Raw genomic sequence first — 15,116 nt, forward strand, 5'->3', positions numbered from 1 at the left:
CGTCAGTTCCTCGTGATGACGTGCGCGAACGGAATCACGTTCGATGCGCGCGCCGCGACCGGCTCGTCGCCGTGCGCGGCGGCCCGCGCGGCCGCGCGTTGCGCATGGCGCGCGCTGCCGCGCAGCAGCGCGTGCACGGCGGCGACCACGTCGTCGACGCCCACGCCGCGCAGGCACGGATGGCCGGGCTGGTTGCACACGCTGCGATAGCAGTTGCGGCACGGCACGTCGGCGTTCAGCACACGGTGCGGCACACGCCACGGCGTGTGCTGCGGATTGGTCAACGCATACAGGTCGACCACCGGCGTGCCGAGCGCGGCCGCGAGATGCACGGGACCGCTGTTGTTCGACAGCAGCAGGTCGGCCGTCTCGATCAGCGCGCCGAGTTCGCCGAGCGGCAACACGCCGGCCAGCGGCACGGCGCGCGGCCCCGCCCGTTCGCACACCGCGTCGACCAGCGCGCGTTCGCCCGCGCTGCCCGTCACCGCGATGCCGTCGAACAGCGGCGCGACGGCGGCGGCCGCTTCGCCGAACCGCTCGGCCGGCCAGCGCCGCGACGCCGCGCTCGCGCCCGGATGGACGACCAGCCAGCGTGCGCGCGTCGGGTCAGGCCCACGCGCGCCGCCGACGCGCTGCAACGCGGCCTGCAGGCGCGCGCGCACCGCGCGCCGCGCCGCGTCGCCCGGCTCGAACGCCATCCGCCAGTCCGACGTCTTCGCGCCGACCGCGCGCACCAGCGCGAGCTGGCGCGCCACCTCGTGGCGCACGTGCGCTTCCGGCTCGGTTTCCGGCACGCGGTCGGTCAGCAGCTCGTACGGGTTCTCGCGGCAATGCGCGAGCCGCAACGGAATGCCGGCGAGCCAGCACATCATCGCGGCGGGCAACGGATTCTGGCTGTACACGGTAAAGATCACGGCCGCGTCGAAGCGGCCCGCCAGCAGCCGGTCGATCATGTCGAGATCGGCCACCGGATCGCCGCGCCCGTCCGGATGCTTGACCCACGGCGCGTCGTAGCTCCACACGTCGTCGACCATCGGCAGATGCTTCGCGAGCGCCGCGCCGGTGCGCGAGGTCAGCAGCGTCAGCTGGCGATCGGTGCCGCTCTCCTTCAGCGCGCGCAGCGCGGGCGTGGTCATCAGCACGTCGCCGATGCTGTCGAGCCGCACGCACAGGATGCGGCGGGCGCGGCTCCAGGCCGTGCTCATCGCCGCACCCACGAGCCGTGCCGGCGCACGGCCTCGCGCACGACGATGTCGGCGGCCAGATCGACGCGGTCGACGACGTGGTGCGGCGTGCGCGCGGCGTTGACGTGCCATTCGGTCTCGTGGCCGCAGTCGACCAGGATCGTGCCGCAGCGCGCGGTGCGGCCGGCTTCGACGTCGTCGAGGATGTCGCCGATCATCCAGCTCCATTCGGGTACCGCGCCGAGCACGGCCAGCGCGCGGCGCAGCATGCCGGGGCGCGGCTTGCGGCAGATGCAGTCGCAGCTGTAGCGCGGCACGCTGCCCCGCGGGTGATGCGGGCAGTAAAAAAAATCCGCCAGCGTCGCGCCATTTGCTTCGAACAGTTCGGCGAGACGCTGGCGGACCGCGCCAAGCTCGTTTTCGGTAAAGCGGCCGAGCGCGACGCCCGGCTGGTTCGACACGACCGCCAGCGGCATGCCGGTCGCGCCGAGCGTGCGCAGCGCCCGCGCCGCGCCCGGCGCGAGGCGCATGCGCGCGGGATCGACGTTGTACGGCACGTCCTCGAGCAGCGTGCCGTCCTTGTCGAGCAGCACCGCGCCGGGCAGCCGGCGTTCGCGCTTCAGGGCCATGACGTCTCCTTCATCGGCAGCACCATCAGCTCCGGCACCACGGTGCCCGGCGGCTGCGTCAGCACGAAGCGCACGGCGGCCGCCACGTGCTCGGGCGGCTGCAGCGTGTCCTCGTCGATGTCGGGGAAACGGTCGAGCAGGAACGGCGTGCGCATCCCGCCCGCGACGATCGCCGACACGCGCACGCCGCTCGGGCGCAGCTCGGCATGCAGCGCGTGCGACAGGCCGAGCAGCCCCCACTTCGTCGCGTGGTACGCGGACGCGTTCGGCCACGCGCGCTTGGACGCGGTCGACGCGATGTTGACGATATGCCCGTTGCCGCGCGCCTTCATCATCGGCACGGCCGCGTGGCACATCAGATACGGGCCGAACAGGTTCGTCATCAGCACCTGCTGCCACGCGTCGACGCTCACGTCGTCGATCGGCGCGGTCACGTCGATCGCCGCGTTGTTGACGATCACGTCGAGCTCGCCGAGCGATTCGCGCGCATCGTGCACGACCTGCAGCACCGACGCCTCGTCGCGCACGTCGAGCGGCCGGCCCACCGCCTGCCCGCCGTGCCGCTCGAGCCGCTGCGCGACGGCCGCCGCGCGGTCGCCGTCGAGATCGGCGACGACCACGTGCGCGCCGTGCTGCGCCAGTTCTTCGCAAATGGCTTCGCCGAGACCGCGGCCGCCCCCGGTCACGAGTGCGGTCCGGCCGGCGAGCGGCGGTCTGGCTGGATCGTGAGTCGCGTTCACCTGCACCTCCTGTCGATGTCGGAAAGCAATCTGACTGACGGCGACGCTTGTCGCGACAACCGTCGATGCATGAGGTACAGCGAAAACCGTGCCGGCCTGCCCGCGCCCGCGCCGCATCGGGCCGTGCCGCCCGCCCGCTGGCTTTTTTATAACCGGCTGTAAAAACGGGTCCGGGCGGCCCCGCTCAGATCGCGAGCCCGTCCGGCGTCGCCTGCGCGCGGTGCTTCGCGAGCGCGCGCAGGCAGTGCGCGATGCAGCCCGCGAACGCCTCGTCGAACCACGGCTGCGCGCCCGACACGCCGACCACGATGCCGCCGAGCGCGACGCCGCCCCACAGGTTCGTGTCGCCCGCGCGCAGCCGGTACGGCTCGAGCGCCTGCACGACGTGACCGTCGCGCCCCGTTTCCCACGACAGCCGCGCCTTGGCCCGCGCATACGCGCGATAGTCGGCGTCCCAGTCCTTCGGGTCCGGCAGCGAAAACTCGTACAGGATCGCGTCCTCGAACGCCGCGTCGTGCGGCCCGAGCGCCGGGTCCATGATCACGATGTGCAGGCAGCCGCTGTCGCCGACGAAGTCGCTCTGCAGCGCGGCAGACAGGGTCGGCAGCAGCAGCTCGACGGCCGCCACCGCGGCCTGGCGGTCGGCGAACGCACTACCGCCGCGACGCGCGTTCAGGGCTTCGGGTGTCGTCGGGTTCAGAAGATTCGGCATGGATTTCTCCGGAGGAAAACGCGAGCGCACGCAACGCCGCGATCAGGTCGGCCGCTACCGCGGGCTTGGTCAGGTATGCATGGAAACCGGCTTCGACCGCGCGCGTGCGATCGCGATCGCGTGCATGGCCGGACAATGCCAGCGCTTCGAGCGGCGCACGGCCGTCGCGATCGCGCGCGGCGTCGAGCTGACGCACGCGCGACATCACCGTGTAGCCGTCCTCCTCGTCGTCGCCGAGGTCGATGTCGCACACGAGCAGCGCCGGCCAGTCGGCGCGGCGCGCGCGCCACAGATCGTCCAGCAACGCCTGGCCCGACGCATACGCATGCACGTCGGCGCCGGCGACCTTCAGCAGCGCGGTGAGCGCCTCGCGCGCCTCGTCGTGGTCGTCCACGCACGCAATGCGCAGGCCGTCGAGCGGCTTCGCCGCGGCCGCCGTGCCGGCGTCCGGATTCGGCACCGCGCCGTCCGGTTGCACCGACGCCGGCGCAACCGCGCAGATCGGCAGCGACAGGTGCAGCATCACGCCGGTATCGTCGCGTTCGCGCACGACGTAGCCGCCGGCCTCCTCGATCGTGTCCTGCAAGCGTTCGAGATCGATCAGCGACAGTTCGGTTGCGTCGACGCTCGTGCACGCGATCGTGATCCGCGCTTCCGGGTCGTGGCGTGCGGTGCGCACCTCGAGCTGCCCGCCGCTGCTCGCGTCGACCGCGCCGCGGCACAGTTCCCACACGAAGCGCCGCAGCGCGGCCGGATCGGCCTTGACGACCAGATCCTCGTCCGACAAATGGCGGAACACCGGTACGCCGCGCTGCGCCGCCGCCTCCGCCAGCGAATCGAGCACCTGCGACACGAGCGGGTTGATCCGCACCGGCTGCCGCGCGAACTTCGCCTCCGTGCGTTCCAGTTCGCGCTGCTTCGCCTGCAGCGACCACATCTGCGCATACACGCCGCCGCTTTCGAGCAGCTCGTCGTGGGTGCCGTGCTCGACGAGCCGGCCGTGCTCCATCACGAGGATGCGGTCGGCATCGACGATCGTCGACAGCCGGTGCGCGATGATGAGGCTCGTGCGATGCTTCGCGACGCGCATCAGCTCCTGCTGGATCGCGCGCTCCGAGCGCGTGTCGAGCGCCGACGTCGCCTCGTCGAACACGACGATCGGCGGCGCCTTCAGCAACGCGCGCGCGATCGCGACGCGCTGCCGCTCGCCGCCCGACAGCCGCACGCCGCGCTCGCCGACGCGCGTGTCGTACGCGTCGGGCAGCCGCTCGATGAACGCGTCGAGCTGCGCGCCGCGCGCGGCCGCGATCACTTCGCGGCGGGTCGCGTCGCGCTTGCCGTACGCGATGTTGTACGCGAGCGTGTCGTTGAACAGGATGGTGTCCTGCGGGACGATGCCGAGCGCGTCGCGCAGGCTGCGCTCGGTGACGAGCCGCAAATCCTGGCCGTCGATCCGGATCGTGCCCGCATCGGGCTGGTACAGCCGGAACAGCAGCCGCGCGAGCGTCGACTTGCCCGAGCCGCTGCCGCCGACCACGGCGACCGTCTGCCCGGGCTCGATACGAAACGACACGTCGAACAGGATCTGCCGGCTCGGCTCGTAGCCGAAATCGACATGCTCGAACGCGATCGCGCCGCCGCGCACGACGAGCGGCTGCGCACCGGGCGCATCGCCGTCCTCGCCCGGCTTGCCGCGCGCGTCGAGCAGCCCGAACAGCCGCTCGATGTTCGTCATCGCGTCGTTCGCCTCGCGGAACACGAAGCCGAGCGCATTCAGCGGCAGGCTGATCTGGATGATGTACGCGTTGATCAGCACGAGGTCGCCGATCGTCATCGCGCCGCGCGCGACCTGCTGCCCGGCGAGCAGCATCACGGCCGCGATCCCCGCGCCGATGCACGCGCTCTGCCCGATATGCAGCGCCGACAGCGCGTACTGGTTGTCCACGCCGGCCTCGCGCCATGCGTCGAGCACGCGGTCGAGCCGGTCGCGCTCCACGTCCTCGCGCGCGAAGTACTTCACCGTGTCGACGTTCAGCAGGCTGTCGACCACGCGCGAATTCGACTCGGCCTCGAGCGCGTTCACGCGTCGCTGGTAACGCATGCGGCGACGCGTGAACACGACCGTATACGCCGCGTAGACAGCGAACGTGACGAAGATGATCGCGGTGAAGCCGCCGCCGTACTTGCCGATCACGATCACGAGCACCGAGCCGATCTCGATGGCCGTCGGCACGATCGTGAACACCGCGACGCCGAGCAGGTAGCCGATACCGGCCGTGCCTTTCTCGAGGTCGCGCACCACGGCGCCTGTCTCGCGCTGCGCATGAAAGCGCGCGCCGAGGCGATGCAGATGGCCGAACGTGCGCACGGTAAATGACGCGACCGTATGCTGCGTGACCTGCACGAAGGTCATGTCGCGCACTTCGTTCAGCGCGTTCGATGCGAAACGCACGACCGCGTACGCGAACAGCAGCAGCACCGGCCACGCCATCGGCTGGCCGGCCGTGCGGCCGAAACCGTCGACGATGTCCTTGAGCAGCAGCGGCACCGAGACGGCCGCCGCTTTCGCGAGCACCAGCAGCACGATGGCCGCCAGCACGCGCGCGCGGTAGTGCCAGATCGCGCGCCAGAGTTCGACGGCGATCCGCACCCGCAGGCCGCGCGCGTCGCGGCGGCCGCGGCGGTCGCGGCCGGCAGCCGCCTCACTGTCCTGGATGGGCGTGTCGTCGATTCCGGTCGTCATGCACGCATTGCTCGCGGTCGGGGTCGCGTCGTGTCACGCACGGGCGTTCAGTGGCGCGGCTCACGTTCGCGGCCGCGCACCACGGTGCCGGGCTCCGGGTCGCGCGCGGCGGGCTGCGTGGGCGTGACGGTCCGCTGGTCCGGATGCAGCACCATGCCCGTATCGTGTTCGCCTTCGCGGCGCACGCGCACGCGGTTCTCGACGTCGCGCACGCCCAGGCAGCCATCGGCCAGATCCTCGATGTCGTGCTTCATCCAGCGCGCCGGCACCGTGCCGTCCAGCTCGACGCGACCTTCTTTCACCTGCACGCTGACGTCGCTCACGTCGATCTCGAGCGCATGCGCGAGCCGCTCGCATACGTCTTCGCGAATCCGCTCGTCCGAGCGCGTATAGCCTTTCGGCCCGCGGCGGTGGCGCAGCGCATCCCGTTCGGTGTCCCTACCGAAGCGCGACAGATCGGGGGCGCTGCCGCCGTAGCGCGGGTCGCCGCGCGGGTCGCCCATGTCGCGCTCACCGCCGTACCACCCCATCCGGTGATGGCCGCGGTATTCGGCGCGCTCGTCGCCGTACCGGCCTTCGCGGCCCTGCGCACCGCGGCCCGGGTCGCCGTAGCCGCGCTCGGCTTCCCGCGCCGGCTGGCGCGTGCCGCGCGGCCAGTCCGGTTCCGCGGTACCGCGCCGCTGGTCGGCCGGCCGCGCCGCGCGCTCGCTCCATTCGCTGCCCCAGTCTTCCGGGCCCGTATCCTCGCTCGCGAAGCGGCGGTAAGCCGACTCGTAGCCTTCTTCCGGCCAGCGTGCCGGATCGTCGGGGATGCCGCGCTCGCCGGCGCCCCGGTACGCGCGTTCGTCGCGCTCGTGCCAGTCGGGCGGGCCGCCGCGCTCGCCGGACCGTCCGGGATATCGTCGTTGCATCGTGTCTCTCCTTGACCGCCTGCGCCGCGCGCGGCCCCATGCCGCACCGCGGCGCGCGTCGGTCGGGTGAATGCAAATCGCGTGCCGGCGCCGTTGCCGCGCCGCGACAGTGGCGCGTCGCCGCACCGGGACACCGCCCGGCGCCCCAATCTGCAACGCGATTGCAGTTTTTGCGTGCCGGGCGTCACGGCGTGCCGCCGGACTCGTCCGGCTCGCCCGATTCGTCCGTGCGGCCGGGTTCGCTCAGCCGCTCCGTGCGGTCCGGCTCGATGTCGGCGCCTTCTTCCAGCGTCGAATCGCCGTCCGCCGACGCGCGCTCGCCGGTGCCGGCGCGATCCGTGTCGCTGTCGAGCGACGCGTCGCCGCGTTCGAGCGCGTGGTCGTCCAGCGGCGAATCGACGTCGAACGAATGGCGTCGCGCGCCCGCCGTATCGCTGCCGCTGTCGGACGAGTCGCTCGGGCCGAGCGCGCGGCCGTCGCGGCCGCGGCTGGCGTTGTCGTCGTCCGGGCCGGCCGGTTCGTTGTCGGGATTCAGCGTGCTGTTCATGTCGGCCTCCTTGCGTGGCTTGCCGCCGTGCGAGCGGCCGGATGGCCGCCCGCACGGCCGGCGGACTGCGCTGTCGTGCAATCGGCATGCCGCGCCGGGCGCCGACGGCGGCCACGGCGGACGGCACGGCCGATGCGCACCCATTGATCAGCCGATTCGAGTTCCTTTATGCTTTCGGACGTGCCAATCGATCCGTATGGCCGCCGCCGGCGCGCCCGGCGGCGGGCCGGCGACCTGGGGCCGCCCGTATTTCCAACCTGCCGCTCCGATGAAGAAAGACGACGCCGATCTCCAACCGCATCCGCCGCCGCCCGGCTCGTCCGACCCGCGCGACCTGCAGCACCGCTTCGCCGAATTCCGGTTCCAGACCGTGGTGGAGTCGATCACCGACTATGCGGTGTTCATGCTCGACCCTTACGGCAACGTCGCGACGTGGAACGCCGGCGCCGAGCGCATCAAGGGTTACGCCGCCGGCGAAATCGTCGGCCACCATTTTTCGCTGTTCTATCCGACCGACGCGATCGCCGCCGGCCGGCCGTCGCAAGGGCTCGCGCTGGCCGCCGCGCATGGCCACTTCCAGGGTGAAGGCTGGCGCGTGCGCAAGGACGGCACGCAGTTCTGGGCGAGCGTGACGATCACGCCGGTGTACGACGCGACGCACGAGCTGTGCGGCTTCATCAAGATCACGCGCGACATGACCGAGCGCAAGCGGCTCGAGGAACTCGAGGCGTCGACGCAGCGGCTCAGCGTGTTCATCGCGACGCTCGCGCACGAGCTGCGCAATCATCTCGCGCCGCTGCGCAATTCGGTCGGCGTGCTGCAGAGCCTGCCCGAGCTGCCGCCCGCGCTCGCGCAGTGCCGCGACGCCGTGAACCGCCAGGTCGGCCAACTGACGCGGCTCGTCGACGATCTGCTCGACGTCGGGCGTATCACGGCCGGCAAGGTCGAACTCGACGATCGCCCCGTCACGGTGCGCGACATCGTGTGCCGCGGCGTCGAGAGCATCCAGCCGAAACTGGCCGCGCGCGGGCAGTGGATTCGCGTCGACCTGCCTGACGATTCCGTGGTGCTGCACGGCGACGACGCACGGCTCGTGCAGGTGCTGCACAACCTGCTCGACAACGCATCGAAATTCTCGCCGCAAGGCGGCCGCATCGACGTCAGCGCGCGGATCGACGGGCAGTTGGTCGCGGTCGACGTCGTCGATCACGGCGTGGGCATCGCCCCCGGCGCGCTCGAAAAGATTTTCGACCTGTTCGAACAGGATGGCGCGTCGGGCCACTCGCCGTCCGGCGGTTTCGGGCTCGGTCTCGCGATCTGCCGGTCGTTCGTCGAACTGCACGGCGGGCGGATCGTCGCGCGAAGCGACGGGCCCGGCCACGGCGCGACGTTCACGGTATGGCTGCCGATCGCGCACGTGGCACGCAACGAACCCGCCGCGCCGCCTGCGCCGGTCGCGCCCGCGCAGCCGGCGGTCGAGCCGCTGCGCATCGTCGTCGTCGACGACAACCGCGACTCGGCCGATACGCTCGCGGTGCTGCTGCAGTTGAAAGGACACGCGCCGCGCGTTGCCTACCACGCGGCCGACGCACTCGCGCTCGCCCGCGACTACGCGCCGCAGTTGATGATCCTCGACCTGACGATGCCGGACGTCGACGGCTTCACGCTGCTGCGGGAACTTCGCGCGATCGATGCGCTGCGCGACACGACGTGTGTCGCGCTGTCCGGCCATGCCCGCGCGTCCGACCTCGAACGCACCGAACGCGCGGGCTTCGACGACCATCTTGTGAAGCCCGTCGAGATGGCCGTCCTCGACGCGCTGCTGGAGCGCGTCGCGCGCCGGGTTCAGGGCACGCCGTAAACGCCCGCGCTCAGGCCATTGCCCGGCACATCGCCGCGCACGCCTCGCACGCGAGCGCGCAGCGGCGGCAATGCTCGTGCGCATGGCGCGAACACTCGGCCGCACACAGGTCGCACGCATGCGCGCACAGCGCGCAAATGCGTGGTGCCAGCCCGCTGCGGCGCGCCATCGCGCCCGACGCGAAGCGGCACAGCTGCGCGCACTCGATGTCGAGCGCGATGCACGCGGCCAGCGCATGCACGTCGCGCTCCGCGAGACAGGATGCCGCACAGGTGTCGCACGCGTGCGCGCAGGCGTCGCACGCGGCCATGCAGTTGTCGTATCGATCGTTCATCGCAGTGCTCCCGGTTTCGGTTCGTGTCGTCGTCATGGCGCAAGCTTCACCTTCATCCAGCCCGGCTCGCGTACGTCGAACGCGCGATACGCATCGATCGCGTTCGTCAGCGGCTCGCTGCGCGTGAGCACCGACAGCGGGTCGAACGCGCCGCTGCGCACCAGCTCGACGAGCGGCGGCGTCACCGTCCGGTGATTGCAGTTGCCCATCTTGATCGTGAGGTTGCGGTTCATCGCGTCGCCGATCGGAAACACGCGCGCCGCCGGCGGATACACGCCGATCACCGAGATCGTGCCGGCCTTCGCGACCGCGCGCACCGCCCACTGCAGCACCTGCGACGGCCCGTCGCCCGGCACCCAGTTGCGGCCGTCCGGCTTGCGGTGCGGCGCAATGGCGTCGACTTCCGCATCGAACGCGCGCGCGGCGTCGCGATCGGCCGCGGCCGGCCCGTGCGTCGCGCGCATCGCGTCGACGCCCACCGCGTCGATCACGCGGTCGACGCCGATCCCGCCCGTCAGCCGCAATATCGTGTCGACCGGATCGTCCTCGGAAAAATCGACGATCTCCGCGCCCTGCGCGCACGCCATCTCGAGACGCGACGCAACGCGGTCGACCGCGATCACGCGCCCGGCGCCCATCAGCTTCGCGCTCGCGATCGCGAACTGGCCGACCGGCCCCCCGCCGAACACGGCGACCGTGTCGCCCGGCTTCACTTCCGCGAGTTGCGCGCCGAAATAGCCGGTCGGGAAGATGTCCGACATCAGGATCGCGCGATCGTCGTCGATCGCATCGGGCAGCCGGATCAGGCTCGCGTGCGCAAGCGGCGTGCGCGCATATTCGGCCTGCAGCCCGTCGAACGGGCCCGTATCGGCCGGCCCGCCGAAGAACGCGGTGCCCGCGCGCGGCCCGCCCGGGTTCGCGACGTCGCATTGCGCGGTGTAGCCCGCGCGGCAGTAGGCGCAGCTGCCGCACGCGATCGTCGACGGAATCAGCACGCGATCGCCGCGCCGCAGGTTGCGCACGTCGCGCCCGACCGCCTCGACGATGCCGACGCCCTCGTGCCCGAGGATCGTGCCCGGCTTCATGCCGCCGAGCGTGCCGCGCACCATGTGCAGATCGGTGCCGCAGATCGCGCTGGCGGTCAGGCGCACGACCGCGTCGGTCGCCGCGGAGACTTCCGGATCGGGTACCGTGTCGATGCGAATGTCGCCGATGCCGTGAAATACGACTGCTTTCATGTCAGGCCCTCCTTGTCGAAAGCGGAAACGGTGAATGTGACCGTCGAGCCGATCGAGCAAGTGGTGCGCCTGTGCGGGCGCGCGCGGCGCGCCGCGATGCGCGGACAGCGAAGCGCTTCGATTCCGGGGAAAAACCGTGCCGGCGCGTCAGTCCGTCGGATAGGACAACACGATCAGCGAGTTCATCAGCAACGCCAGGTGTCGTCGAGCCGACGTCACGCGGGCGCCATCTGCCGCTCGAACGCCGCTTCGGCCTTCAGGCTGTCGAGATCGCGGGCGATCGTCACGACCGCGAGCCGCGTGTTGCCGCGCCAGTACGCGATCGAGCAGTCGTGCGCGCCGAGGTGGCCGTCGATCTCGACGCGATCCCATTGCTCCGCATGCCCGACATAGCGGATCGTCAGGTCGTAATGCTGGCTCCAGAAAAACGGCACCGCGTCGAACGGCCGCCGCTGACCGAGCATGTTGCGCGCCGCGACGATGCCCTGCCGTTCGGCGACGACCCAGTGCTCGACGCGAATCCGCTCGCCCGTCAGCGGATCGGGCCAGCGCGCGATATCGCCGGCCGCGTAGATACCGGGCGCGCTCGTCTGCAGGAAGCGGTCGACCGTCACGCCGCGTTCGACGGCGAGCCCCGCATCCTGCGCGAGCCCGACGTTCGGATGCACGCCGATGCCGACCAGCACGACGTCCGCCGGCAGCACGTCGCCGCTCGACAGCGTCACGCTGTCCGGCGCGATCCCCGCAGGCGTCGCGCCGAGATGGAACACGACGCCGTGCGCTTCGTGCAGCGCCTTGACCGTGTCGCCGAGCGCATCGCCGAGCACGCGGCCCATCGGATGCGGATCGGGCGCGACGACGTGCACGTCGAGCCCGCGCGTGCGCAACGCGGCCGCCGCTTCGAGCCCGATGAAGCTCGCGCCGACCACCACGCAGCGACGCGCGGTTTTCAGCTTCGCGATCAACGCATCGCAATCGGCGCGCGAGCGCAACGTACACACGTGCGGCAGATCGGCGCCGGGCACGTTCAGCCGATTCGGCTCGGCGCCGGTCGCGAGCAGCAGCGCGCCGTATTCGATACGGCTGCCGTCGGCCAGCTCGACCGCCCGTTGCGCGGGATCGATGCGCGCGACCCGCGTGTTGCAGCGCACGTCGATCCGCTGCTCGGCATAGAACGACGGCGCGCGCAGCGGCAGCCAGTCGGCCTCGGCCGTGCCCGCGAGGTAATCCTTCGACAGGTTCGGCCGGTCGTACGGCGGATCGGCATCGGCGCTCAGCAGCGTGACCGGATGCGGATAGCCTTCCTGCCGCAGTGTCACGGCCGCCGCGATCGCAGCGGCCCCGCCGCCGACGATCACGACCGACGCGGGCAGCCCGGCCGCCTTCAGCGCGGGCGGCACGGCGGCCGGCCGCGCATCGAGGACGACGGCGCGGCCGTCGCGCCGCTCGACGCGCCAGCACGGCAGCCCGTCGAGCGCCGGCGCGCGCGCCATCTCGCCGGTGCGCAGGCAGAACGCCGCGTGATGCCACGGGCAGCGAATCGTGTCGCCGACCAGCAGGCCCTCGGCCAGCGGGCCGCCGTAGTGCGGGCATTGCGCGCCCACCGCGAACAATTCGTCGCCGCGGCGCACGAGCAGCACCGCCGTATCGCCGACATGGCCTTCGATCATCGCGCCGTCGGCGAGATCGTCGAGCGCGATCCCTTGCGTGAGATCGGGTGAGGACGCATCGCTTCCAGTCATGACGTGGCTCCCGAAAAGTCAGGTAACGATCCCATTATCGCCATCCCTCCTGAAAAGAACAGGTACAGACGCCCCGCAGCGCACGCAAACGCGGACTGTAGCTTGTACGCGATCCATGACCGACGTAGAACGTGATCGACGTTGCGGCGCAACACGCCGGCCGCGCAGCGAGGGGCCGCGCGACCCGCGCAATCCGCGTGCCCCTTCCCCCGTCATAGGAGCGCTACCCGATGGCCACCGTGCTGTGCGTGCTCTACCCCGATCCCGTCGACGGCTATCCGCCGCGCTACGTGCGCGACGCGATTCCGGTCATCACGCGCTATGCGGACGGTCAAACCGCGCCGACGCACGTCACGATGAATGCGGATCGCAGCACGCCGGCGGTAACGCGAAGCCCGCCCATGCGCTGGCGCGCTCGCCCTCACGCGTCGTCGACGTTGTCCGCGTAGTGGTCGATCGCGACCTTGCACTCGTCGAACACCGCCGTCAGCAGCGCGATGTCGTTCGACTCGAGCCACTTGCGGATCTGCAGGAACTGGCCGGTGCCGAGATCGGCGAGGCGATCCGGATCGTCGGTCGTCACATCGACGACCGCGATCGCGCGATTGCCGGGCAGCGGCGACAGCGTCGCCGCGATGTCGAAGCGCCGGTAGGATTGATCGATGCGCATGTAACGCTCCCGAATCGGTTCGAAAGGCGCGCGCTCAGTCGAGCGCCTGGCGAAAGACCTTGCCGCCGAATCCCGTCACGACGTTGTCGACCGAGAACGGCGTGTCCTCCTTCGCTTCGAGAATGACCGCGACGGTGCCGGACACGAGCCGCGCCGCGACCGTCTCGACGAACGTGCCGTCGAGCAGCGCATTGCCGGCCGCTTGCGCGAGGATGCCGGCACCCGCGCCGGCCGCCATGCCGGTCACCACGCCGAGCGGCCCCGCGAGCAGGCCGAGCAAGCCGCCCGCGAACGCGCCGATCACGCCGCCCTTGAACGGCCGCGATTCGGCATCGAGCACCGCGAGCTTGCCGTTCGCATCCCTCTCGACGACGACGCCATTCTCGATATCGAATCCTTCGTTCTTCTCCGACAACGCGTCGAAATCGTTCGCGGCCTGACGGGCCGTCTCGACGCTGCCGAATACGGCGACGATCAATTGCCTGGTCATGCGGCACCTCGTGTGTTGGGATGAGAGGGGGGCCGCCGCACGTCGCACGGCGCGCCGGGGTTCGCTTCGAACGCTGCCCGCGCGTTACTTGCGGGCATGCACATCGTCCTCGACATCGTCGACGTCCGCCGGAAAGCGATGCTGGCCGAAACTCAGGATCAGCACGCCGAGCGCGAGCAGCACGATCCCGAAGGTCGTCATCAGCATCCGCTCGGGGCTGTCGGTCGCGCCGCGCAGGATCAGGTCGCGCGCGAGCGACGTCATCGCGATGAACAGCGGAAACCGCACCGGCAGCCTGCCGAGCCGCAGGTAGCGCAAGTCCATCGCGAGCACTTCCAGATACAGGAACATCAGCAGCAGGTCGGTCAGCGACACTTCGCCCGCGAGCACGACCTTCCACGCTTCCTGCGTCATCGCGAACGCGGTTGCCAGCCCGATCACGACCAGCCCGGCCAGCTCGGCCGCGTGAAGGAAATGGCCGAAGCGGCGACGGATGCGCTCGGCGGCCGTATCGGGGGAGGCGGTGGATGTATTCAACGCGTTATCCGGTGCAGTGTCGTGGGTGCCGCGATCGACGTTCCGTCGCGGCAGCGGGTGGTTTCGGGAAGCGGTAAGCCTGCGACGGGCTGGCGGGAAACCGTTGCGTACGCATCGGCTCCGCTCGCGCCGGTCGCCTGCGCGACCGCGGACAGCGTGCGCCGGCAACACGCGTAAAACGCGACGCCGGCCTCGGTGCACACGACCGCGTCGCCCGCGCGGCGCAGCAACAACCGGCAGCCGAGATAGCGTTCGAGGCCATCGAGCCGCGCGCTCACCCGTGCGACGTCGAGCTTCAGATCGGACGCCGCGCCGGACAGCCCGCCATGCTCGACGATTGCACCGAAAATACGCATCGCTTCCAAAAGGTTCATCATGACGGGCGTCGTCGGGCAGAGCGGAACCTAATCTACTGCACGCGACACGCACGCTCAAGAGCACAGCGCCGCGCGCGCCAGGAGTACAGCTGAGCGGGCGCCGCACAAAATCCGGCCTTGTTTGACCCATTCGAATGACAGATCGTCGATACGTGTTCCAAAGACCCGCCGAAGCTGCTAGATTGCATGCTCGACGACGTTACGCGGTGCGGGCAGCTCACGCGCCGGGCGAACGCGCGGCCACCCCGTCCGCCTCCTCTTCGCGCCGGAGGCCGGCCGCCGCCGCTGCGGCCCGTTGCGCGATGCCCGCGCAACGTCCTTCATCCGCATGTCACAAAGAGAACAGTCGCATGACACAGTTCAACCGTTCGCCTTCGCGCGCCGCGGCTGCCGCGGCCCGT

At 70.7% G+C, this 15,116-nt stretch carries 15 protein-coding genes and 1 pseudogene; 2 read left to right on the forward strand and 14 right to left on the reverse strand.

Translation table 11 applies throughout. From position 1 onward, the window contains the following. Positions 1-2 precede the first annotated feature (2 nt). The 7 genes from HWX62_RS03220 to HWX62_RS03250 form a co-directional block, all read right to left on the reverse strand. Positions 3-1,205 (reverse strand): glycosyltransferase family 9 protein, encoded by a 1,203-nt coding sequence (locus tag HWX62_RS03220; RefSeq protein ID WP_175929883.1) that lies wholly within the window; start codon positions 1,203-1,205, stop codon positions 3-5. Further along, positions 1,202-1,813 carry an HAD-IIIA family hydrolase gene (locus tag HWX62_RS03225; RefSeq protein ID WP_175929882.1) on the reverse strand — a complete coding sequence of 204 codons (612 nt, stop codon included), beginning with the start codon at positions 1,811-1,813 and terminating at the stop codon, positions 1,202-1,204. The genes HWX62_RS03220 and HWX62_RS03225 overlap by 4 nt, the downstream gene beginning before the upstream one ends. Then, the gene (locus HWX62_RS03230) at positions 1,804-2,553 is read right to left on the reverse strand and encodes an SDR family oxidoreductase (RefSeq protein WP_080331564.1); all 750 of its coding nucleotides are present in this window, start codon (positions 2,551-2,553) and stop codon (positions 1,804-1,806) included. Before HWX62_RS03230 ends, HWX62_RS03225 begins: the two co-directional genes overlap by 10 nt. Before the next feature lie 184 nt (positions 2,554-2,737). Then, complete coding sequence (locus HWX62_RS03235) at positions 2,738-3,265, reverse strand: hypothetical protein (protein WP_034196537.1); 528 nt, start codon at positions 3,263-3,265, stop codon at positions 2,738-2,740. Beyond that, complete coding sequence (locus HWX62_RS03240; protein ID WP_244135936.1) at positions 3,207-6,008, reverse strand: ABC transporter transmembrane domain-containing protein; 2,802 nt, start codon at positions 6,006-6,008, stop codon at positions 3,207-3,209. The genes HWX62_RS03235 and HWX62_RS03240 overlap by 59 nt, the downstream gene beginning before the upstream one ends. A 47-nt stretch (positions 6,009-6,055) precedes the next feature. Further along, the gene (locus tag HWX62_RS03245) at positions 6,056-6,919 is read right to left on the reverse strand and encodes a BON domain-containing protein (protein ID WP_175929881.1); all 864 of its coding nucleotides are present in this window, start codon (positions 6,917-6,919) and stop codon (positions 6,056-6,058) included. A gap of 184 nt (positions 6,920-7,103) precedes the next feature. Further along, positions 7,104-7,466 (reverse strand): chemotaxis protein, encoded by a 363-nt coding sequence (locus HWX62_RS03250; RefSeq protein WP_175929880.1) that lies wholly within the window; start codon positions 7,464-7,466, stop codon positions 7,104-7,106. A gap of 268 nt (positions 7,467-7,734) precedes the next feature. Between HWX62_RS03250 and HWX62_RS03255 the strand changes: the two genes are divergently transcribed. Next, the gene (locus HWX62_RS03255; protein WP_175929879.1) at positions 7,735-9,327 is read left to right on the forward strand and encodes an ATP-binding protein; all 1,593 of its coding nucleotides are present in this window, start codon (positions 7,735-7,737) and stop codon (positions 9,325-9,327) included. Between the two features lie 10 nt (positions 9,328-9,337). Here HWX62_RS03255 and HWX62_RS03260 read toward each other — a convergent pair whose 3' ends face one another. The 3 genes from HWX62_RS03260 to HWX62_RS03270 all read right to left on the reverse strand — a co-directional run bounded on the left by HWX62_RS03260 (position 9,338) and on the right by HWX62_RS03270 (position 12,641). Continuing rightward, positions 9,338-9,661, reverse strand: a complete 324-nt coding sequence (locus HWX62_RS03260) for a four-helix bundle copper-binding protein (protein ID WP_006498383.1) — start codon at positions 9,659-9,661, stop codon at positions 9,338-9,340. A gap of 32 nt (positions 9,662-9,693) precedes the next feature. Then, positions 9,694-10,899: a zinc-dependent alcohol dehydrogenase gene (locus tag HWX62_RS03265; protein ID WP_175929878.1), complete on the reverse strand. Its 1,206-nt coding sequence runs from the start codon at positions 10,897-10,899 to the stop codon at positions 9,694-9,696. Between the two features lie 215 nt (positions 10,900-11,114). Further along, complete coding sequence (locus HWX62_RS03270) at positions 11,115-12,641, reverse strand: FAD-dependent oxidoreductase (protein WP_175929877.1); 1,527 nt, start codon at positions 12,639-12,641, stop codon at positions 11,115-11,117. 230 nt (positions 12,642-12,871) lie between these two features. On the opposite strand from HWX62_RS03270, the pseudogene HWX62_RS03275 reads away from it, so the two are divergent. Next, positions 12,872-12,988: pseudogene (locus HWX62_RS03275) on the forward strand (NAD-dependent formate dehydrogenase); the annotation flags it as partial. A 74-nt stretch (positions 12,989-13,062) separates the two neighbouring features. On the opposite strand, the gene HWX62_RS03280 reads toward HWX62_RS03275, so the two are convergent. The 4 genes from HWX62_RS03280 to HWX62_RS03295 all read right to left on the reverse strand — a co-directional run bounded on the left by HWX62_RS03280 (position 13,063) and on the right by HWX62_RS03295 (position 14,712). Next, the gene (locus HWX62_RS03280) at positions 13,063-13,311 is read right to left on the reverse strand and encodes a hypothetical protein (protein WP_175929876.1); all 249 of its coding nucleotides are present in this window, start codon (positions 13,309-13,311) and stop codon (positions 13,063-13,065) included. Between the two features lie 34 nt (positions 13,312-13,345). Beyond that, positions 13,346-13,801 carry a DUF1269 domain-containing protein gene (locus HWX62_RS03285; RefSeq protein WP_175929875.1) on the reverse strand — a complete coding sequence of 152 codons (456 nt, stop codon included), beginning with the start codon at positions 13,799-13,801 and terminating at the stop codon, positions 13,346-13,348. An 84-nt stretch (positions 13,802-13,885) separates the two neighbouring features. Beyond that, complete coding sequence (locus HWX62_RS03290) at positions 13,886-14,338, reverse strand: phosphate-starvation-inducible PsiE family protein (protein WP_175929874.1); 453 nt, start codon at positions 14,336-14,338, stop codon at positions 13,886-13,888. After that, complete coding sequence (locus HWX62_RS03295) at positions 14,335-14,712, reverse strand: LysR family transcriptional regulator (RefSeq protein WP_175930157.1); 378 nt, start codon at positions 14,710-14,712, stop codon at positions 14,335-14,337. Before HWX62_RS03295 ends, HWX62_RS03290 begins: the two co-directional genes overlap by 4 nt. Positions 14,713-15,116: the final 404 nt, after the last annotated feature.

Source organism: Burkholderia sp. BCC0506, assembly GCF_902833145.1.
In the GTDB taxonomy this organism is placed as follows: Bacteria; Pseudomonadota; Gammaproteobacteria; order Burkholderiales; family Burkholderiaceae; genus Burkholderia.